19 protein-coding genes are annotated in these 20,440 nt (G+C 40.5%); 13 read left to right on the top strand and 6 right to left on the bottom strand.

The genetic code is table 11. From position 1 onward, the window contains the following. Positions 1-427: 427 nt before the first annotated feature. The gene (locus tag GJU40_RS01295; RefSeq protein WP_154305915.1) at positions 428-571 is read right to left on the bottom strand and encodes a YjcZ family sporulation protein; all 144 of its coding nucleotides are present in this window, start codon (positions 569-571) and stop codon (positions 428-430) included. A 203-nt stretch (positions 572-774) separates the two neighbouring features. On the opposite strand from GJU40_RS01295, the gene GJU40_RS01290 reads away from it, so the two are divergent. From GJU40_RS01290 to GJU40_RS01280, 3 genes are all read left to right on the top strand, one after another. Next, positions 775-1,680 (top strand): ABC transporter ATP-binding protein, encoded by a 906-nt coding sequence (locus tag GJU40_RS01290; RefSeq protein ID WP_154305914.1) that lies wholly within the window; start codon positions 775-777, stop codon positions 1,678-1,680. Continuing rightward, positions 1,677-2,441 carry an ABC transporter permease gene (locus GJU40_RS01285; RefSeq protein ID WP_154305913.1) on the top strand — a complete coding sequence of 255 codons (765 nt, stop codon included), beginning with the start codon at positions 1,677-1,679 and terminating at the stop codon, positions 2,439-2,441. Before GJU40_RS01290 ends, GJU40_RS01285 begins: the two co-directional genes overlap by 4 nt. 92 nt (positions 2,442-2,533) lie before the next feature. Beyond that, positions 2,534-3,319 (top strand): pyrroline-5-carboxylate reductase family protein, encoded by a 786-nt coding sequence (locus GJU40_RS01280; protein ID WP_154305937.1) that lies wholly within the window; start codon positions 2,534-2,536, stop codon positions 3,317-3,319. Positions 3,320-3,448: 129 nt separating this feature from the next. Here GJU40_RS01280 and GJU40_RS01275 read toward each other — a convergent pair whose 3' ends face one another. Beyond that, complete coding sequence (locus GJU40_RS01275; protein ID WP_425481182.1) at positions 3,449-4,264, bottom strand: LCP family protein; 816 nt, start codon at positions 4,262-4,264, stop codon at positions 3,449-3,451. Between the two features lie 301 nt (positions 4,265-4,565). Then, positions 4,566-5,210: an adenine nucleotide alpha hydrolase family protein gene (locus tag GJU40_RS01270; protein ID WP_154305911.1), complete on the bottom strand. Its 645-nt coding sequence runs from the start codon at positions 5,208-5,210 to the stop codon at positions 4,566-4,568. A gap of 132 nt (positions 5,211-5,342) precedes the next feature. Here GJU40_RS01270 and recQ point away from each other — a divergent pair, with 132 nt between their 5' ends. Further along, entirely contained in the window at positions 5,343-7,469 is a 2,127-nt protein-coding gene (gene recQ / locus GJU40_RS01265) for a DNA helicase RecQ (protein WP_154305910.1), read from the top strand. Between the two features lie 91 nt (positions 7,470-7,560). Here recQ and GJU40_RS01260 read toward each other — a convergent pair whose 3' ends face one another. Beyond that, a complete protein-coding gene (locus GJU40_RS01260) occupies positions 7,561-7,764 on the bottom strand; it encodes a cold-inducible protein YdjO-related protein (protein WP_154305909.1) in 204 nt (67 codons plus the stop codon). Between the two features lie 105 nt (positions 7,765-7,869). Then, positions 7,870-8,193 carry a CHY zinc finger protein gene (locus GJU40_RS01255; protein WP_154305908.1) on the bottom strand — a complete coding sequence of 108 codons (324 nt, stop codon included), beginning with the start codon at positions 8,191-8,193 and terminating at the stop codon, positions 7,870-7,872. A gap of 140 nt (positions 8,194-8,333) precedes the next feature. Between GJU40_RS01255 and GJU40_RS01250 the strand changes: the two genes are divergently transcribed. The 7 genes from GJU40_RS01250 (at position 8,334) to GJU40_RS01220 (ending at position 16,818) form a co-directional block, all read left to right on the top strand. Beyond that, the gene (locus GJU40_RS01250; protein WP_154305907.1) at positions 8,334-9,746 is read left to right on the top strand and encodes a hypothetical protein; all 1,413 of its coding nucleotides are present in this window, start codon (positions 8,334-8,336) and stop codon (positions 9,744-9,746) included. A 48-nt stretch (positions 9,747-9,794) separates the two neighbouring features. Then, positions 9,795-10,562: a hypothetical protein gene (locus GJU40_RS20800; protein ID WP_212029770.1), complete on the top strand. Its 768-nt coding sequence runs from the start codon at positions 9,795-9,797 to the stop codon at positions 10,560-10,562. Between the two features lie 146 nt (positions 10,563-10,708). Next, on the top strand, positions 10,709-11,563 hold the full coding sequence (locus tag GJU40_RS01240) for a Cof-type HAD-IIB family hydrolase (RefSeq protein ID WP_154305906.1): 855 nt from the start codon (positions 10,709-10,711) through the stop codon (positions 11,561-11,563). A 175-nt stretch (positions 11,564-11,738) separates the two neighbouring features. Further along, entirely contained in the window at positions 11,739-12,071 is a 333-nt protein-coding gene (locus GJU40_RS01235; RefSeq protein ID WP_154305905.1) for a DUF3243 domain-containing protein, read from the top strand. Between the two features lie 17 nt (positions 12,072-12,088). Further along, positions 12,089-12,838 carry an SDR family NAD(P)-dependent oxidoreductase gene (locus tag GJU40_RS01230; protein WP_170289290.1) on the top strand — a complete coding sequence of 250 codons (750 nt, stop codon included), beginning with the start codon at positions 12,089-12,091 and terminating at the stop codon, positions 12,836-12,838. Positions 12,839-13,150: 312 nt separating this feature from the next. Beyond that, complete coding sequence (locus GJU40_RS01225) at positions 13,151-15,919, top strand: response regulator (RefSeq protein WP_154305903.1); 2,769 nt, start codon at positions 13,151-13,153, stop codon at positions 15,917-15,919. A 56-nt stretch (positions 15,920-15,975) separates the two neighbouring features. Beyond that, positions 15,976-16,818, top strand: coding sequence for a CheR family methyltransferase (locus tag GJU40_RS01220; RefSeq protein WP_246188236.1), 843 nt, complete (start codon positions 15,976-15,978; stop codon positions 16,816-16,818). 77 nt (positions 16,819-16,895) lie between these two features. Here the strand turns inward: GJU40_RS01220 and GJU40_RS01215 are convergent, their stop codons facing one another. Continuing rightward, a complete protein-coding gene (locus tag GJU40_RS01215; protein WP_154305902.1) occupies positions 16,896-18,035 on the bottom strand; it encodes a PP2C family protein-serine/threonine phosphatase in 1,140 nt (379 codons plus the stop codon). Positions 18,036-18,197: 162 nt separating this feature from the next. On the opposite strand from GJU40_RS01215, the gene GJU40_RS01210 reads away from it, so the two are divergent. Both GJU40_RS01210 and GJU40_RS01205 read left to right on the top strand, forming a co-directional pair. Further along, positions 18,198-19,091 carry a DMT family transporter gene (locus GJU40_RS01210; protein ID WP_154305901.1) on the top strand — a complete coding sequence of 298 codons (894 nt, stop codon included), beginning with the start codon at positions 18,198-18,200 and terminating at the stop codon, positions 19,089-19,091. A 222-nt stretch (positions 19,092-19,313) separates the two neighbouring features. Next, complete coding sequence (locus GJU40_RS01205) at positions 19,314-20,228, top strand: VanW family protein (RefSeq protein WP_154305900.1); 915 nt, start codon at positions 19,314-19,316, stop codon at positions 20,226-20,228. Positions 20,229-20,440: the final 212 nt, after the last annotated feature.

The raw sequence follows: 20,440 nt of genomic DNA, 5'->3' as shown, positions 1-20,440 counted from the left end.
ATGAAGGACAAAACTAGGTGGAATAACATGAGAAATGTCCTTCATAAGGCCGATGAAGGACAAAACTCAGTAAAAAAGCATGGGAAATGTCCTTCATAAGGGGTATGAAGGACAAAACTCGGTAAAAAGCATGAGAAATGTCCTTCATTGTCATAGTAGTGGAAGGATTTCTTGTTTTTATGGCTTGGACAAGTTGTCCCTCTTAGTTTCATAAAACGTATACGTCTAAATTGACATGTCTTTTCAATACTGCTGCTGATCATTCCTGCCTCATCTAAATGTATATGAAAAAAGCAGGCATCTGCATGATTTGAATGCTGTGAGACACGTAGAAGCTTCATTCAAATAACTAAAAAGTTATGTAACAGAATCAATCTAAAAAATAAGAAAAACAGGCTTAGAAAAGCCTGCTTCCTTCTTTTAAGAATTAATAACCGTAACCGCCGTAGCCGCCTCCAACATAAGCTGCACCGATAATTACCAAAAGGATAAATAGTACAACTAGAAGCGCAAAGCCTGAACCGTAGCCAAATCCTGTTCCGCCACAACCTGCTCCACCTGGATTGCTCATTATCTTCACTCCTTTAATTAAGAGATAATGTATACTATGGCACTCTGCCCTAAAAAGTTATCATCTAAGGTAAACTTTTTAAAAACGGGCTTATCCTATCATTTAAGCAGAGCATGATACCCCTGCCGCAGAGCAATTATCATGATTCAAGAGCTTTCTGTGTTAGAATAAACATGGTGAAATAACGAAAACGGGGTTGAAAAATGGATCAGCAGATATTGCTTAAAATTAGCGGCCTTTCTAAGAAAATAAATACGTCCAGCGTTCTGAATGACATCTTCCTCACTGTTAAAGAAGGAGAAATATTTGGGCTTCTTGGACCTAACGGGTCTGGTAAAACCACTTTAATCAAATGTATCGTAGGCTTAATCAGACCAGATTCCGGCAGTATCCAATTGAATGGATTGCATATCAGCACATCTTTTGAAAAAGCAATTTCTTCAATAGGTGCCATTGTGGAAAATCCTGAGTTTTATGAATATATGACAGGAAGAGATCATTTAAAGATGGCAGCTGCTTTTTATCCTGCTGCAGACTCTGATAGGATGAAAGAAGTCATTGAGCTTGTGAATCTTGGGAAAGCCATTGACGACAGGGTATCTACCTATTCGCTCGGTATGAAGCAGAGGCTGGGAATTGCTGGGGCTGTTCTTCATAAACCCAAGCTGTTGATTCTGGATGAACCCCAAAATGGGCTGGATCCGGCAGGGATGATTGAGCTGAGGACTTATATTAAATTGCTGCAGAAAAATGAAGGAACAACGATCATCTGTACAAGTCATTTACTGAATGAAATGGAAGACTTGTGCGACAGGGTAGCAATCCTTAAGAGCGGCTCTGTTATTCATATACATCAATTAAAACAGGAAGGCAGCAGCCGCATTTTTATAAAAGCCGAGCCTTTCAATAAAGCAAGAAAGCTTCTTTCAACCCACTTTTCAACCATTCAAAAAGAAAACGGACTTTACATTGCAGCAAATGCCGAAAGAATACCAGAGATAACAAGGCTGCTGGTTGCGAATTCACTCGAAGTTTACAGTATTTACCCCGTGAAAAAATCCCTCGAAGAAGCTTTTCTTGAAGTAACAGAGGGGAGAGTCGGGGAATGATCTCGTTGATAATAAATGAGCATCGAAAGATACTGGCTCATTTTAGCACAAAGTGGATTTTTATATCATTGATTTTATTAAACTTACTTAATGCCATATTGCTGAAACGGCTTCTAACAGGTGCTGGAATCGGGGATAATGCGATCGGTTTCACTGCTTTCAGCGGGCAGGTTTTGCTGGCTGTCCAGCTTTTTGCCATTGTGATTGCAGGTTCAATGGTTTCAAAGGAATATGGCTGGGATACAATGAAGTCACTGCTGCTTTTGCCAAAAAGCAGGAGCAAAATTCTGTCAGCGAAATTTTTAACAACGATGCTTTTCACCCTGTATCTTTATTTGTTTTACTTTATTTCTTCAATAGTAACTGGTGTTCTTTTTTTTGGAATAAAGTATACTGCAGTATCATCAAGAAGCATGAATTACATAGGAGCAGATTACCTCACAAGCATGGCCGAAGCCTTTTTACTTGGAGCGTTCGCCTTTGCTCTTTCTTCACTTTCGAAAAACAGTTCTATGGCAATAGGCCTTGCTTTCATCTTAGCTCTAACAGGAAGGACGACTGCTGATATACTCAGTCACTTTGAGGTGCTGTATGGAAAATACTTTTTATTTTCCATCACGAATGTCCGGCAGTATACAGAGGGAGGGCAGATCATGTTTGAAGGTATGACACCGCTGTTTTCTGCTGCCATGGGAATATCATATCTGATCTTATTTTTGCTGCCAGCCTGGTGGTTTTTCGTTAAAAGAGATGTAACATAATATTGCGGAGGCTCATCGAAGTATGCTCATGGAACCATAAAAAATAACAAATTGAAAGCGGGGGATACACCTTGAATAAGCCGAGGATATTAATGATTGGTGCTGGAAGAATGGCAGAGGCCGTTATTTCGGGCTTACTTGTAAATAATAACGAAAGCATTGAAGAAATCATTGTTTCAAATTCAACAGATCATCAGAAACTTCTTCGTTTGCAGAATAAATATGGCATTACACCACAGCCAAACTGGCTTGATGATGTCAGCAGGTCAGACATGATTGTGCTTGCCATGCCTCCAGACGCTCACCCTGACATTTTAAACATTCTTTCCAAACAGGGTCCGCTTCCTTTTATCGTTACAATTGCAGCGGGGATTGACCCGGAATACCTGGAAAACCGTTTGCCTGAAGGGACACCTGCTGCCTGGATTATGCCAAACACCGCCGCAGAAGTGTCCCGATCCGTGTCATTATTCTCCTGCGGACAATATGTTGAACGAACGCACCGCAGCCTGCTGACAATATTACTTTCCTCAATCGGCACCTATGAAGAATGTACCCCTGAAGATATTCATAACCTGACGGCAGTTACAGGAAGTGCACCAGCCTTTTTATATCTTTTTGCCGAGGGACTGATAGAAGCAGCACTGCCTCATACAGGAGATAGAAAAACAGCTGAAAAGCTTGTAATAGAAATGATTGCCGGTTCTGCTGCCATGCTCAGCAAGCACGGCAGCCCAGCACAGTTGAGAGAGCAGGTAGCCACTCCAGGCGGCGCAACAGAAGCAGGTTTGCTGGAGCTGAGATCTGCTAAGTTTGAAGAGCTTATACTATCAGCTGTTACTGCTGTGAACGAAAAAGCTAAAGCAAACGCTAACTGAAATCAGGTGATTTTAAAAGTGCCAGTCATATCTTTGCTCCACAGATATAAACACAGCAACAGTAAGTGAAAAAAGGGCTCCCTTCGTCATACCAATGACATTGGGAAGCCCTTTTTCAATTCAACAGTATTAATTTTCATTTAAAAATTCTTTCAGCGCCTGTTTATTTTTCTCTGTATTTATGTCGAGTACAGCTCCCGCACCGCTGTATCTCTTATTTTCAAAGCTTCCATCAACAGGGATGCGCAGGCTGTCTATATTTCCTGCCCCTCCTGTCAATGCATCAGTACCCATAAAAACGATATCTGTTGTTTTTAGATTCGTGTTCACATAGGGGGTAATGACACCAGCCATTTTAGGGATTTTTGTAACGCCTTGAACACTGATTAACTGGTCAGCAAGAGCCTTCATCACTTCCTGCTGGCGGTCAACTCGGCCAAAATCTCCAACAGCATCTCCTCTAAATCTCACATAGCCAAGAAGATGGGCTCCATCGAGTTTTTGTTTACCAGGCTCCAATGTAACACCAATATTCTTACTCATTCTCTTTTCAACGTTCACTTCAACGCCGTCAGGGAATGCCGTATCAATTGCCTTTTGAAAGCCTACAAAATCGACAATGGTATAATATTGAAGATCAACATCAAAATTTTGCTTGATTGTTTTTCTTAACAGCTCTGGTCCTCCATAAGCATAGGCAGCGTTAATCTTGTTTTTTCCGTGACCTGGTATATCAACATAAGTATCCCTCATAATGGATACAATTTTCTGAGTATTATTTTTGGAATTAAATTGTGCAATCATGATTGTGTCTGTTCTGGCCTTTTCTTCACCCCGGGAATCGCTCCCAAGCAGCAGAATATTGGTACTGCCATTTTTGTCTTTTTTTCCATCGAATTCATAGGTTTCTGCAGGCAGCTCGGTTTCGCTGGCAGACTGCACCATTCCATCTCTAAACTGCAGCACAATAAACGTACCGATTCCAAAGATAAATAATGTAAAAAGAGATAGTAATAATCGGATACGTTTGGCGGTTTTTTTCTTTTTTTGAACCCTGCGATCTACTCTCATAATTCTCCCTTTCTTAAAAACTCTTTTTGGAGCGGTTTACATATTAGACAGAAAATAATACAAATTGTTTCAAAGTTAAACAACTTTTATCATAATTCTTATGATCGCATTTCTCAAGCGTTATTTTTGTAAAATATAAGAAAATGTAGAAAGGGAGACTGATTTTTCCAGGTTTTCAGATATTTCTATTTAGTTTTTCACTCTCCTCTTTATCTACAGTCCCTTCTTTTACCTTAAGAAATACAGGTTTCTTTTCAACCTCCACTTGTAAAAACCCTGTGTTGAAATCTGTAGAGTTTTCTTTGTAAAATATTCCTTTTTTTAAATAGGAAAGTGGTCTATCAAGCGTTAATGTAAACTCTTCTCCATCTTTTTCCAGGTAAGCAGGAATACCTCTTTGATAAGGAATCTCTTCATCTGCTTTATCCGAGGTAATTTCTACTATATGCAAATCGACTCCTTCTAAAACCGAGAAGAGATCACTCACTATTGATCCTTTTGTAAGAAAGTCCCATTTGGAAAGAATTGGCTGGCCAATCACAATCTGTTTGATACGTTCTTTTGCTGCTGTTTCGGCTATCACTGCTGCAAGCTTCCTGTGTTTGGCAGGTACACACTGCAGAGATAGATTGAATTTGGCTGCAGTATGTAATAGAATGTCCAACAGATATTCGTGCTGATAATCCTTCTCTTCTTCTTCATATAAATCAACATGCAGAAGTACGCACTTACCTTTAAAAGCAGAAGCTAGCTGCTTTCCTCTGTTAATCAACAGCTCTGCATGTTTCTGATTTTTAATGCAAACTAGAATATTTTCCATCGAAGATTTCCTCCCATCCTGTTATCACTTAAATTCTACCACTATTTAGCATTTTCAATCTCACAAACTTGTGTTTCTTAATAAAAAAGGGCAGCTGGATTCTGATATAATAGGGGAAAGAATGAAAAAAGGATGAATGCTGTGTTAAAGCAAGCAACAGAAACATTAAAACAATATTTTGGATATGAGCAATTCAGACAGGGCCAAGAATGGATCATTTCAAATGTTCTCGATGGAAAGCCTACACTTGGAGTTATGCCGACAGGCGGAGGAAAATCAATTTGCTATCAAATTCCAGCATTGCTCCTGCCAGGAATTACAATTGTTATCTCGCCATTGATTTCACTTATGAAAGATCAGGTAGATGCCTTGGAGACTGCGGGAATTCCCGCAGCCTATATCAATAGCTCCCTTACTTACAGAGAGGCTGAAAAGCGGATGGAAGCTGCTGCAAACGGTGCATATAAGCTATTGTATCTCGCACCTGAAAGGCTTGATTCACCTGAATTTTTCCATACATTAAAGAAGCTCAACATTTCTCTTTTTGCAGTAGATGAAGCCCATTGTATTTCACAGTGGGGACATGACTTTCGGCCAAGCTATCTTAGAATCGCTAGGTTAATCAATGAACTTCCTTCCAGGCCGGTCACGCTGGCCCTGACTGCAACTGCCACTCCTTCGGTTCGAGATGATATTAGACAATCGCTATCTATCTTTCAGGAAAATGAGTATGTGGCAGGGTTTCAGCGCAGCAATCTATCTTTTCAAGTGGTTAGAGGAGCTGATAAGCTTCAGTACTTGCAGCATTATATTGGAACACATAAATCAGAATCAGGAATCATTTATGCTGCAACAAGAAAAGAAGTTGATCAGCTTCACGCTTCATTGATAAAAAAAGGAGTCAGAGCAGGAAAGTATCATGGAGGGTTAAGTGATGGGGAGAGGGCTGATCAGCAGGACGGCTTTATCAAGGACAACCTTTCCGTCATGGTTGCCACTAACGCTTTTGGAATGGGTATAGATAAATCAAATGTAAGATTCGTGCTCCATTATCAGCTTCCAAAAAATATGGAAGGCTATTATCAGGAAGCAGGCAGGGCAGGCAGGGACGGGTTGGAAAGCGAGTGCATTCTTCTTTACAGCCCATATGACTTGCAGGTTCAGCGTTTTCTCATCGAGAAGTCCATATCAGATACTCAGAGAATACGGCAGGAAACAGAGAAGCTTCAAAGTATGAAAGATTATTGCTTTGTAGAAAACTGTCTACAGCAGTATATTCAGCAGTATTTTGGCGAGAGTGGTGCAGCTCCCTGCGGAAAATGCAGCAACTGCCACGACACCAGGGAAAAAGTCAATATTACCAGGGAAGCACAAATGATTCTATCCTGTATGGTGAGGATGGAAAGAAAATTTGGCAAAACAGTCATCAGCCAGGTTCTTGCCGGTTCAGCAAATAAAAAAATCAGCAGCTTTGGATTTCATAAACTGTCGACCTACGGCATTATGAAAGACAAGCCTGCAAAGCAAATAGGTCATTTAATAGATTATTTAACGTCTGAACAATTTATCGGCATTACCGGAACACAGTATCCAGTTTTATATGTTACTGAGAAAGGGAAGGACGTACTTCAAGGCAGGCAGGAAATTTATAAGAAAGCAGAAAAGCTTTCAGCTGCTAAAAAGAATGATACGAAAAATTCAGCATTATTTGAGGAACTTAGAAAACTTAGAAAAGAAATCGCAGATACCGCTAAAGTTCCGCCCTTTGTTATATTTTCAGACAGCACGCTTCTCGATATGTGTACCGCCCTTCCTTCGAATGCAGAGGAATTTTTAACTATTAAAGGTGTTGGACAAAAGAAGCAAAAAGACTACGGAGAAGCGTTTATTTCAGTGATTCAAAACTATATTCAATCAGAAGACTCTCAAGACTATCAAGATACAAATAACGGCAAGGGGTCGCATCTGAAGACCTATGAGTTGTTGAGTGACGGGTACAGTCTTGAAGAAATTGCAAAAAAGCGGCAGCTGTCTGCCGTTACAGTTGAAAATCACGTTCTCAGGTGTGCAAAAGAAGGGATGACGGTTGAATGGGAGAAGTTTGTTTCTGAGGAGAATGAATTACAGATTAAAGAATGTATTCAAAGAGAAAAAACAATTTTTCTAAAGCCATTGAAAGAACAACTGCCTGAAAGCATCAGTTATTTTATGATCAAAGCAGTGCTGACAAAAATGGAGATCCAGAGAGTTTCTGTATAAAAGATAAAAGAAGGAGTGCTCTTTGAGAGTACTCCTTTTTCAGTCACATTATACATAAGGCCAAGTTAAGGATTATTATCAGGAAGCAACGTTATTTCTTTGCACTAACAGGAAAATTTTCCAGAATGGGAAGAGTTCTTTCGCTTACCACCATGGCATGTCCGCACAAAGGACAATCAGGTTCTTCTGAGTGCTTGAAATTATCTCTCATCCAGCCATTGCATGTTTCGGATCCGCAGCTCCAGACTTTCACAACGCTTTCAGGCGGCTTTTCTTTTTGACCATTGTTCCACATAAATTTACACATCCTTAACGTATAAAAATTTCGTACATATACATTATACACTTAAACTCAGCTAATATGCCTTCCTAAGCAAAAATTGTCATGGCAAAAAGACGATCAGATATCAAAGTAAAGGTGATAATGAAGGCTGCAACCCGGATTAAAGGCAGACTGACAATTAGGGCACTCTGATTCTGAAAACAAATATTCTTCTATTGATATTTCACACTTGCAAACTCCGCACAAGACAGCCAGTTCATTAAACTGTTCCTTTGGCCATACTTTGGCTGAATGCCCTGCTTCTGCCTGATGGCATTGATAACAAGGAAAATATTCACCACAACAATAAAACTTGATGGATATGATGTCTTTTAAACTATGATAGTGTATGCATCTTGATTGAGAATCTACCAATAAACCTCTTACTCCCGAATCCTTCATGAATTTCCTCCCCAGGAAACATTGCCTTTTTTGACGTCCCTCCGCATATGGCGTGAACTTTTTTACTAATAACATAATAAACTATCTTAGCTATGAATGAAATCATAGACTTTCAAGGTAATCAGAAAGCGAGGTTCTATATGGCCAGACTAACTACAGGCCCAATTGAGAATAGTCCGGTTAATGGCAGCAGACTGACCAGAACGGTAACCATCAAGATCGATAACCAAGATGCATCTGAAGCTTCTTCCATTCTTATACAGGGATTTTACTTGAATGGAACGAGAACGCAATATGTTAGTGAATTATTACTCCTTAATCCCAATGAAGTTATAACCAGAAACTACTTTGCAGATTTTGATGCATATGAATTTGTTTTTATTACAGGAGGGCCAGCAGAAGAATTAACAGAAGTATCTGTATGGGGAAGAAACAGTGAAGGGCAGCTGAATACTGCTCACAGGCTCGTTTCCGCAGAACTAGAGGGAGAATCCCCTACAGGGCCAACGGGTCCTACTGGGCCTTCGGGCGGCACAACTGGAGCAACGGGTCCTACTGGAGCAACGGGTCCTACTGGAGCAGCAGGAGCAACTGGACCAACTGGAACCACTGGAGCAGCAGGAGCAACTGGACCAACTGGAGCTACTGGAGCGGCAGGAGCAACAGGTCCTACTGGGGCAACTGGAACCACTGGAGCGGCAGGAGCAACAGGTCCTACTGGAGCAGCAGGAGCAACTGGAGCAACAGGTCCTACTGGAGCAGCAGGAGCAACAGGTCCTACTGGTGCTGCAGGAGCAACAGGTCCTACTGGAGCAACTGGACCAACTGGAGCAGCAGGAGCAACTGGGGCAACTGGAGCAACAGGTCCTACTGGAGCAGCAGGAGAAACAGGTCCTACTGGAGCAGCAGGAGCAACCGGAGCAACAGGTCCTACTGGAGCAGCAGGAGCAACTGGAGCAACAGGTCCTACTGGTGCAGCAGGAGCAACTGGAGCAACTGGACCAACTGGAGCAGCAGGAGCAACTGGGGCAACTGGAGCTACTGGAGCAACAGGTCCTACTGGAGCAGCAGGAGCAACTGGAGCAACAGGTCCTACTGGTGCAGCAGGAATAGGTGTTACAGGGCCTACTGGACCTACTGGACCAGGGGGAGGAGCTCCATCAGTATTGGCATTTCAAAATGCTTTTGGAAGCATTCAAATATTCCCGCCGCTAGGAACAGAAGTTGTTGTAGCTCAGGTTGTAGCACCCGTCACTGCAGGACAAAGAATTAAGGTGGATTTCGCCTTAGCTGTGGAAGAAAATGCTGATGCCAACAATACTTTCACTGTGAGCTTTAATCTTTATAGAGATAACCAGTTGTTAACCACGAGAGTTTTAAACAGGACTTTGGTCAATGCAGGAATACAGCGGTTTGATATATCCAATACTTTTGTGGATGTACCGGCAACATCCAATCCTGCAGCTGTTTATCAAGTCAGAACAAATGTAACCTCTGGAATCAATGTTGTCAGTGCTTCAGCTGTAAACCGGAACTTAAATTTAACTGTTTAATTTAAGAAAGGATCTTTCATGGAATAACAAATACAGGAGGGATTAAAGATGGCCGTATTTAAAACCGGGCCAATAGATAATAACACCACTGACGGAAATCGACCTACACAGTCTGTCACTGCGGTAATTATAAATACAAGCCAGACGAATGCTGCATCTATTCTTATTCAAGGTTACTTCTTAAATGGAAATAGAACTCAATACGTCAGTGAGTTATTTAGAATAGAACCAAATCAAGTAATTAATAGAGAGTTTTTTGCGGATTTTGATGGCTTCGAATATATATTTACAACAGGAGGCAGCGGTGAAGAAGGGGTAGAATTGTCAATATGGGGCAAAAATGAAGCAGGAGAGATAGTTGCCGCGCACAGGTTAGTTTACGATGAACTAGTGAGGGACGAAACCTCACAGATTAAGCTCGTTAACAGTCAGGCTATTGCCGGAATCTTCTTGCCTCTAAACAACTCGGTAACTGTACTCACAGCTCCTGCCATTTCTACTGTAGATGGGGAAAGACTGATAATTACTGCATTTTCTCAAGTAGATATCACGACTTCTGCTTCCTCAACCACTCCATCTTACAATATTTCTTTTGAGCTATTCAGGGATCACGTGCCTATTTCATTTGTATCCATCACATCACAAGACGAATTTGTCACTCCTATCACAAGGTCCTTTACAGAAATACCATCTCTCACTTGGGTGGATAATCCGCCTCAAGGTGATCACGTATACAACGTTAGAATTACTGTGACAGGAACGGGCTTAGAATCTGCAATCGTAGAAACTCGTTCGCTGATTGTCACGCGGCCTTAAATAAATTTTTATGATAAAAGGCTTCCATGCATATCATATGGGAGCTTTTTTCTTATATAAGAATGAAACTAACAAAACCTTCCTGCTTTGTTTTCACAAAAAATTAAGTGTATAGTGGTATTGAAAATACATAAGGAGATGACACAATGAAACTCATAGCCATTGACTTGGACGGGACCCTTCTTTCTACATCCCTGACTATATCTGAACGCAACAAGGCGGCAATCCAAAAGGCACAGGAACAGGGCCATATCGTGATGATTTGTTCAGGAAGAGCACCGGAAGATATTATAGGAATTCTTAAGGAAGCAAAACTGGACTGCCATGTTGCAGGCAGCAATGGAACGGCCGTATATGCAGCCGGAAAGCTACTAAAAGTCATTTCCATTGAAAAAGAAGATATTAACACAATAGGCTCATTATTAGATGAAGAAGAAGTGCCTTACCGTATATACAGCAATCAGGGCATATTTACGCCAGACAGCTGGGTGGACTCAATATCCAAAGTGCTGGAAAGCGGAAGGGCAAACGTAGTGGATTTAACAGAAGAGCAGAGGAAAAAGATTACGGAACAGCCCAAAAAGGAGAATATTCAGCTTTTTACTCATATTAGGGATGTAGCAGACAGAGAAGATATCACTGTTCAAAAATTCTTTATCCTTACCCTTGATCTTGATCAAAAAGAAAAGCTGAGCGAAATATTTAAAAACATAGATGGAATTAATGTCACTTCATCTGGAACTTTTAACTTGGAAGTGATGAATAAGGAAGGACATAAAGGAAACGGCTTAAAAACAGCTGCTGCTCATTTCGGGGTTTCTATGAAAGATACAGTGGCAATCGGAGATAATTTCAATGACCTTCCAATGCTGAAAGCTGCAGGTATATCAATTGCGATGGACAACGGTGATCCACACATTAAAGAAATATGTGATTACATAACTGCATCAAATGATGAGGATGGTGTGGGGCAGGCGATTGAAAAACATGTGTTAACTTGATGATACAGACAGATTCCACTCCGGATTCTGTCTTTTTTCTTTTGCAGAACACACAGGCTGCATCAATAGTTAGCAAAGCCAGGCTCGGAGTTCTATAAGGAAGAGCATATTTAGCCGTTTATCCCTTTATACAGTCGGGAATGGAATGAGTAAATCTAGTGGGGAGGTGCTTTTGATGAATTATCAAGATAAAGATACGTCTATTCAAAGAGAGAAAGTAGAATCAAAACTAGATGCTCTTAGCAAGCAAGAAAAAGATGAAATTCTGGAGAATTTTCAAACGTTCAGAAACTACTTGGGAGATAAAGTAAATGCAGGAGAGAAATTAGGGCTTAGTGAGGAAGCATTAGCCAAAAGTGCGAAAATTACAGCTGAATACCTGGCGAATAATGTTGATCCGCGGAACAGGGAAGAAATGCTTTTAAAAGAACTGTGGGAAGCGGCTACAGAGGAAGAACAGAATCATTTTTCCCGCTTGCTTGTAGAATTTGCCAAACAGTCTCATTAAAGAGAGGGATGCTGATCTTGGAAAATAAAGTAGTGATTGTTACAGGTGCAACTTCAGGGATAGGGAAAGCAACTGCTAAGCTTTTTTGTGAAAAAGGATATTCAGTGATAGCACTGGGCAGGTCCGAAGAAGAGGGCAGGAAGCTTGAAGCTGTTGGAGAAGAAGGCAGCGGATCTATTACCTTTAAAAGCGTGGAGCTGACAGAAAAAGAATCTGTCGAAGCGTTTTTTCAATGGTTCAGCGAAGAATATGAAAAGCTGCATGTATTGTTCAACAATGCCGGCAGTGCTGAGCTTGGCCTCGGCTCTTTATTAAAGGTTGAAGAAGAAGATTGGGACAGGCTGTTTGAGGTGAATCTCAGATCTCAGTACCTTATGCTGAAAAACGGCGAAAAATACTTTTCAACTGACGAACCGGTCAGCATCATTAATAATGCAGCATCGGTAGGATCTGAAACATATTCACCTGCATTGCCTGCATACAGTGCGACAAAGGCGGGTGTAGTAGGTTTAACAAAATCACTTGCTTCCCGTTTTGCCAAAACCAATATTAGAGTTAACTCGGTTTCACCCGGTCCGGTAGATACTGATCTGGCCAAAAGTGTGTATCCTTCCTCTGAAATGTATGAAGAGGCAAAGTCAGAGCATCCGCGAGGCAGTTTTGGAAAACCTGAAGAAATTGCCAAAGCCGTTTACTTTTTAGCCAGCGAAGATTCAAGTTATATAAACGGGCATAATCTGGTTGTGGACGGAGGCTATTCCTTATAAACAGCAAAAAATGTAGTTGATTAAGAATATACCTCTTCTTTAGAGGTATATTCTTTTGATGTACATGTATTTACAAATAAAAAAACCTTCTATCCAAAGGAAGAAGGAAGCCGAAAGGGCTTAAAAGTATATCATAGGGGGTCTACAACCAATATTTACCCATTACAAACCTTCCCAAAACCACATTCTGAAAACTTTTCTCAAATTAATTTAATGTCTAATTTTCGTTCATCTTGAAGAATTATGATAAAATTACTTTTGGACAATTAATTTAATGCTTCATAAATAAAACTAAATAGAGGGAGAGAGCGTATGACATTTAAGAGGAAGCAGATGGTCGGTTTTGGCACCATACTGATTTTTATGCTGCTTTTGCTTTCTGTACTGTTATTCATGGTCAGTAATATTAGAAGCACAATGACTGAAATTACAGATGACCGTTATCAAAAAGTAAAGCAGTCGATCAGCATTCAGGATCTATATACATCTACAGAGCGAGATGTGCTTATACTCCTGAATGATGAACAGGAAGCAAATGTAAGTGCCGGTATTCAGGCCATACAGGAAAAGCAAAGTGAAATTGAAGGTGCGATGTCGAGGCTTGAGCCTACCCTGAACAGGGAGGAAGGCAGACAAATGATGGCGGAGATATGGGACCGCTACCGAAGCTTTGCACAAACAGAATCGGCCATCGCTGCACAAATTGCAGAGGGAAATACAAACATAAACAGTTCTTCAGCAATATTTAATGATTATCAGCAGGAAAGACAAGCTCTAGGGGAAAAGATTTCTGAGTTTCAGTTCTTTCAGGAAAACTTAATGGATGAAGCACAGGCCCATGCAGCAGAGATTTATAACCAGGCTGTTATATTTGTCGTTGTGTCACTGGCAATATGCCTGCTGATGATATTCCTCATCTCAGCCTGGGTGATAAAAAGCACCTCAGCCAGTATTAAAAGCATTACCGGTGTGATGAATAATGTGGATTACACGAACCTGACTTCCCTGCCAAGAGTTCCAGTCAAGACTAAGGATGAAATTGGACAAATAGCCGTGTCTTTTAATGAAATGGCAGCTTCTCTTGAGGAGTATGGAAGAAAAGAAAAGGATTTTACAGCTAAAATTACTGAACAAAACTGGCTGCAGACAAATGTCGCAGAAATTGCCACAATGTATCAGGGAATTACCGAAGTAGAAGACTTAGCGAAACAGTTTATGAATAGTATTGCGGAAAAATTGGATGCATCACTTGGCGCTCTTTATATTCGAAAAGGGGAAGGCGAGGAAACAGCATTTCATAAAATTTCGTCTTTTGCTGACTCCCATGATGCAGGGAGAAATTCCTTCCGTCTTGGCGAAGGACTGATCGGACAGGCTGCATTAGAACAAAAAACGATTATTATGCAGGACATTCCTGAAGATTTCCGGTATATTACTACCGGCCTTGGTGAGGTTAAGCCCAAAACCCTTGCTGTAATGCCGGTTCTTTTTGAGAAAAAAATTGTAGCCATGCTGGAATTTGCCAGTTTGCATGAAATTTCTCCATTACAATTTAACCTGCTCACAAATGTTCTAGATACATTGGGAATTACGATAAACAGTGTATTAGGCAGGGCAGAAATAGAAAGACTTCTGAAAGAATCACAGGAAATGACAGAAGAGCTTCAAACACAGTCAGAAGAGCTTCAGGCGCAATCTGAGGAAATGCAGGCGCAATCTGAAGAGCTTCAGGCTCAGTCTGAAGAACTTCGAATGACAAATGAACAGCTTGAAGAACGGTCGAAGGATGCAGAAACAAAATCTTCTGAACTTGAAAGGGCTAAAAAATCACTGGAAGAAAAAGCTCGGGAACTAATGGTGAGCTCACGCTACAAATCTGAATTTCTTGCAAATATGTCCCATGAACTGAGAACACCTTTAAACAGTATTTTGATTCTTTCAGAAATGCTTTCAGAGGACAGCAGCGGGGAATTAACAGACGAGCATAAAGAATTTGCCGGTGTGATTCATTCATCAGGACAGGAGCTTCTATCTTTAATTAATGACATTTTGGATCTTTCTAAGATTGAAGCTGGAAAGGCTGAAGTCCATTTTTCTGAAATGAACATCAGCGAGCTGCCTGATCATATTGAAAGAAACTTCAGCCACATTGCCCAAAACCGAGGATTGCAGCTTGAGGTTAAAAAGGGAGAACGTGTTCCTGCTATACTGTGGACAGATGAGCAAAGGCTGCAGCAGGTATTAAAGAATTTGCTGTCAAATGCTCTGAAGTTTACGGAACAGGGAGCTGTCACAGTTTCAATTGATCTAGCACCCAAAGCTTCAGTAAGCCATATAGATTCTTTAGAGAATGCAGAGTACTGGCTTCAAATTGCTGTAAGAGATACAGGAATCGGAATACCGGCAGATAAACAAAAGCTGATATTTGAAGCCTTTCAGCAGGCCGATGGTGCTGCAATGCGCAAATTCGGGGGAACAGGTCTTGGTTTGTCTATCAGCAGGGAATTCACAAGGTTACTTGGAGGATTTATTGAGCTGGAAAGTATAGAAGGGGAAGGAAGCACTTTTTCAATCTATATTCCAAGCCTGCCCCTTACTGGGAAGGCAGAAGGGACTATGAGTGCCGAAGAAGAAGTACAGGAAGCAACAAAACAAGTGGCTGCAGCCGTTACAGTGAAGAAGCCTGAAATAGCTGATGCAAAAGCCGTCTTTAAGAATAAACGCGTTTTAATTGTGGATGATGATAATAGAAACATTTATTCTTTGAAAAGTGCTCTTCAGCAGGAAGGCATGGACGTCATGACTGCACAAAACGGAATTGAATGCCTGAATATGCTGGAGGGAAGAGGCGATATTGATATTATTTTAATGGATATTATGATGCCGTACATGGACGGATATGAAACAATGAGAAATATACGTTCCAACGGGCTTCACCCTGATATTCCGATTATTGCCCTGACTGCCAAGGCAATGAAGGGAGACCGGGAAAAATGCCTGGAAGCAGGCGCATCTGATTATGTCAGCAAGCCATTAAAATTGGATCAGCTGCTTTCAGTTATGAGGGTATGGCTGTCATAGAGAGAAGACTGTTTCATTAAACAACTTAATTGCAAGAGAAAGCGGAGGAAACATTTTTGGGTAAGATTCTAAATGATGATGAGCGCCAGCAGCTGGAAATAGATCTGCTGCTGCAGGGCGTTTACCTTTCTACTGGTTATGATTTTCGGAAATATATGAGATCTTCCATTGAAAGAAGGCTTGAAAACAGGATGCGGCTGGAACAAATCTCAAGCATAACTGGAGTGTTGGAGAAAGTTCTTCATGAACCTGGATTTGTTGATAAGCTTCTTAGCGACTTTTCTATAAACGTAACAGAAATGTTCAGAGACCCTTCTTTTTTCTATGCATTTCGAAGAGATGTTATCCCAATGCTTCGCCAGCATTCAGAAATCAGGATCTGGCATGCAGGATGTGCAACAGGAGAAGAAGCCTATTCGATGGCAATTATGCTCCATGAAGAAGGTTTGCTTGGCCGCACCAGAATTTATGCAACAGATATGAATGAGCAAGTCGTGAAACTGGCTGAACGGGGAGCTTTTTCCCTGAACAGGATGCAAACTTATACAAAAAATTATTTGCAATCTGGAGGAAGCAGTGCTTTTTCTGAGTATTACAGTACTGATGAACAGAACGCCAGCTTTCACAGATATTTAGCAGATTCTATCATTTTTGCACAGCATAATCTGGTAACAGATGGTTCGTTTAATGAATTTCATGCGATTATATGCCGTAATGTATTAATCTATTTTTCCGGGGGATTACAAACTGACGTGACTAAGCTTTTTTACGACAGCCTGGCGAGCAACGGTTTCCTGTGTCTTGGAAGCAAGGAAGCTCTGCGTCCAGATGCCCGTTACAATTACAGAACCTTTAATAGCAAAGAAAAAATCTACCGCAAAGAAAATTATATTACATGAAAAAAGAAGCTTGGAAATTAGATTTCCAAGCTTCTTTTTTTATGCTCTTATATTATTTTAGCTTTCTGTGCTCAATCCTAAGAAGCTTTAATTACCACTACACACATATCATCAGGATGATTTTTCTGCAGTTCTTCTGTCAAAATGAAATCCAGCGGGTTTGTCATTAATTGCGGATCATCAATGTGTTCACTTGCCGCTTTCAAAAAATGCAGTCCATCAATCCCTTCATTTTCTATCGCCTCCAAAACTCCGTCTGTATACATCAGAATTTGAATGGATTCACGATAAGAGAGGGAATGCTTTTTCATATCAATTTCTTCAAAAAAGCCAACTGCACAGCAGCTTCTCTTTAAAAGTTCGGTTTGTGAACCATCTATCAGTGCAAAACCTGGCGGATGGCCTGCATTTATGTAATCGACTGTTTTCTTTTTTGTATCGATAACCAAATAAATCGCAGTGAAATAATAATTCATTTCGTTTTCTTCATTGTAGAGCTGATGCATCCAGTTGTTTAGTTCCCTAATTACCTCTTCAGGTTCTGTGTAATGCTTCATCGCATCTCTGAGTACAGAAGAGATGTACATGCATACCAAGGAAGAAGAAATACCGTGCCCCATCATGTCCAGGATCATGACGCCGTATCTTTCGTTATCCAGTTTTTGCCAGTAATACATATCTCCTGCCAGCTGAAAAGCAGGAAGGTAAGAGGATGCGATTTGAAGATTCGGTGTAGAGATGGGGCTGCTTAATAAATTTCTTTGAACTTCTGTTGCAAGGCGGAGCTCATCTCTTATTTTTTTCTCTTGCTGCGTATGCCAGTCTTTTTCATATTTTAGCCGAAGTGCCACTCTTAAACGTGCAAGCAGTTCAACTTTTTTTATAGGTTTTGTTATATAATCAATGGCTCCCACATCCAAAGCCTCTGCTACTTTTTCGGAATCTTCCAGTGCCGTAACAAATATGACAGGAATATCTCTTAAATGAGGTGTCTCTTGAAGTATCTTGCAGGCCTGTATTCCGTCTATTCCGGGCATCATGATATCCATAAGAATAACATCCGCATCAATCTGTGAGGAAGGGGAATCCAGTTTTAAATACTGAAAAAGTTCCGTTGCTGATGTAAATGAAATAAAATCTGTGTACCCTTCGTTTTTTAAGATCTTTTCAATAACGAAAAGATTTACCTTATTGTCGTCAACAATCAATATGGACATCTTGTTTCTCCTTTGAACTGTGTTTAACGGATCTAATTATAAATAACCTCTATTCTTTTCCCTTTTTTAATTAATAGTAAACCTGTTTGTCCAGTATTCATATCTTCTATGTTTTCAGCATAATGTGATAGAAACAAGCTATTTTAACTGGGCGGGGAAAAATTGAAAAATCAACTAAAATTAATGAGTTCCCTATATGCTTTTCTTGCAGTGGCTTTTTGGGGCATTTCCTTTGTTTCGGCAAAATCGGTCCTAGATGAATTGGATTTGTTCTCTTTGATTACAGCCAGATTTGCAATAGGAGCAGTATTTCTGTTAGTTTTGCTAGTCATCACCAGGAAAAAAATATTCGTTTCGCCTCAATATTGGCCGCACCTGTTTATCCTTTCAATTATAGGTGTGTTTGTTCATCAACTGCTGCAGGCGGCTGCGCTTACATCTATTGATGCCTCAGAAGCAGGATGGCTGATTGCATTTTCACCAGTTTTCACCGTAATCCTGGCAGTCATCTTTTTGCGGGAATCGTTTTCCTTTTATATGCTTCTGGGGATGCTGACTGCCATCCTGGGTGTTTTATTTATTACTGCCTTTGGTTCCGGGAACTTTGTGTTTCCAAGGGAAGCAGGGTATTTTTTTATGCTGGCCAGCACATTGAACTGGGCTGTTTATTCTATATTACTTAAGAAACTTGATATTCCATACCCAAGCTTAACTATTACTTTTTATATTAGCTGTATTGGCTGTGCAGTTACTATGCCGATCTTTTTGAGTAATGGGGGGCTCATGCAGCTGCAGCTGTTAAGCTCCTCAAATGTATGGCATTTGCTGTTTCTGGGTGTATTTGTTACAGCTATAGCCTATTGGTTTTGGGGTAAAGCACTTGAAATCATGGAGGCCAGCATTGTTTCAAACTTTATGTACCTGGAGCCTCCAGTTGCATGTTTAGCTGCAATGCTGCTTTTAAAAGAAGAATTTTATATGTCATCTGCATTGGGCGGAATCTTGATTATTGCGGGTGTAATGGCTATACAAGCTTCTAAAAATAATAGCGGTTAATTTTATTGTCATCATTATCATTTTACTTTAGGATAAGAGTTTCTTCAGTACAAACCAGCAGAAAGCCACTTGAACTGTTACCACCAAACATGTAAAATATGTTGAGGTAAATTTGATAATTTTTCTATTTCATGAAACATTTGCAGGGTATCATTCGTCTTATATACAGAACGATCTTAGAAATAAAAGGGGTCTAACAAAAAGTTAAATGGGAGAGAATACATGAAAAAATTGATTTATGTCGCTTTATTCAGCTTAGTTTTAACTGGTTGCAGCAGTTTAAGCGGTGGACAGGAAACTGAGGAAAAAGTACTAAAGAGAAATGAACAAAAACTCAGCAGCCTTGTTACGAAAGATTACGAGCTTGAAGTAAAGCTCATTGATAACAGAAACAGTAATGTTCTTCATACCTATATGCCCTCTAAAGAGAACAGAGAAGATGTACAAAAGGTTGTGAAAGAGCTGGCAAGGAATATCGACCGGCCAATGATTCCTGTTAAACTGAATTCAAACGGCGAGTTGACAGGCGGACAAAGCAGGGTAATACTTGACGAAAAAAAGGCTTTGGAACTTTTAAATAATATGACTGCTTTTGATAAAGAAATTGAGCTGCCTATCGAAGAGACTCCGCCAAATGTTTCAAAAGATACTTTCTCACCGGAGCAAACAATCCTGCTTGGGAGTTACAAAACTTCTTTCAATCCAACGATAGCCGGGAGAACACAAAACATTTCAATATCCTCTAACGTAATTAACCAAACTGTTCTTGGTCCCGGAGACCGCTTTTACTTCAATTTAGTTGTAGGCGACAGAACTATAGAAAATGGCTACCAAAAGGCACTTGAAATTGTAAACAAGGAATTTGTGGAAGGTATCGGCGGTGGAGTCTGCCAAACCTCCAGTACTTTATATAATGCAGTTGAAAAGGCAGGTTTGGAAATTTTAGAACTTCATCATCACTCCAAGTCAGTTGGATACGTACCAGAAGGCAAGGATGCTACTGTGGCATACGGATACAAGGATTTCAAATTCATGAATAACAAAGATTATCCAGTCATGATCAGGTCGATTGTTGATAGTAAAAGCGGAACACTTGAAGTACAGGTTGTTGCTTCTTCTGATGCTGTCAGTCAGTAACTTTAAAGAAATCCCTTTGAATTGGGCAGCCTCGGGAAAGCCTCCTTTAAGGCGAAACGGTGCCAGTCCCCTTAATACTGGACTGTGCCGTTTTTGCTTCTCAGCCCGGCAGCATAACAAAAGGGTGAAAAAGGGGAAATTACCATTGTTGTTTTCAAAGTGGTATTATAAAATAAGAAAAGCCAGTTAAAGGTCCTATTGGTAAAACCAAG

This window comes from Metabacillus lacus (assembly GCF_009674805.1).
Taxonomy (GTDB): domain Bacteria; phylum Bacillota; class Bacilli; order Bacillales; family Bacillaceae; genus Metabacillus_C; species Metabacillus_C lacus.
Note: the sequence above shows the minus strand (reverse complement) of the source record. Positions and strands in the feature narration are given on the sequence as shown.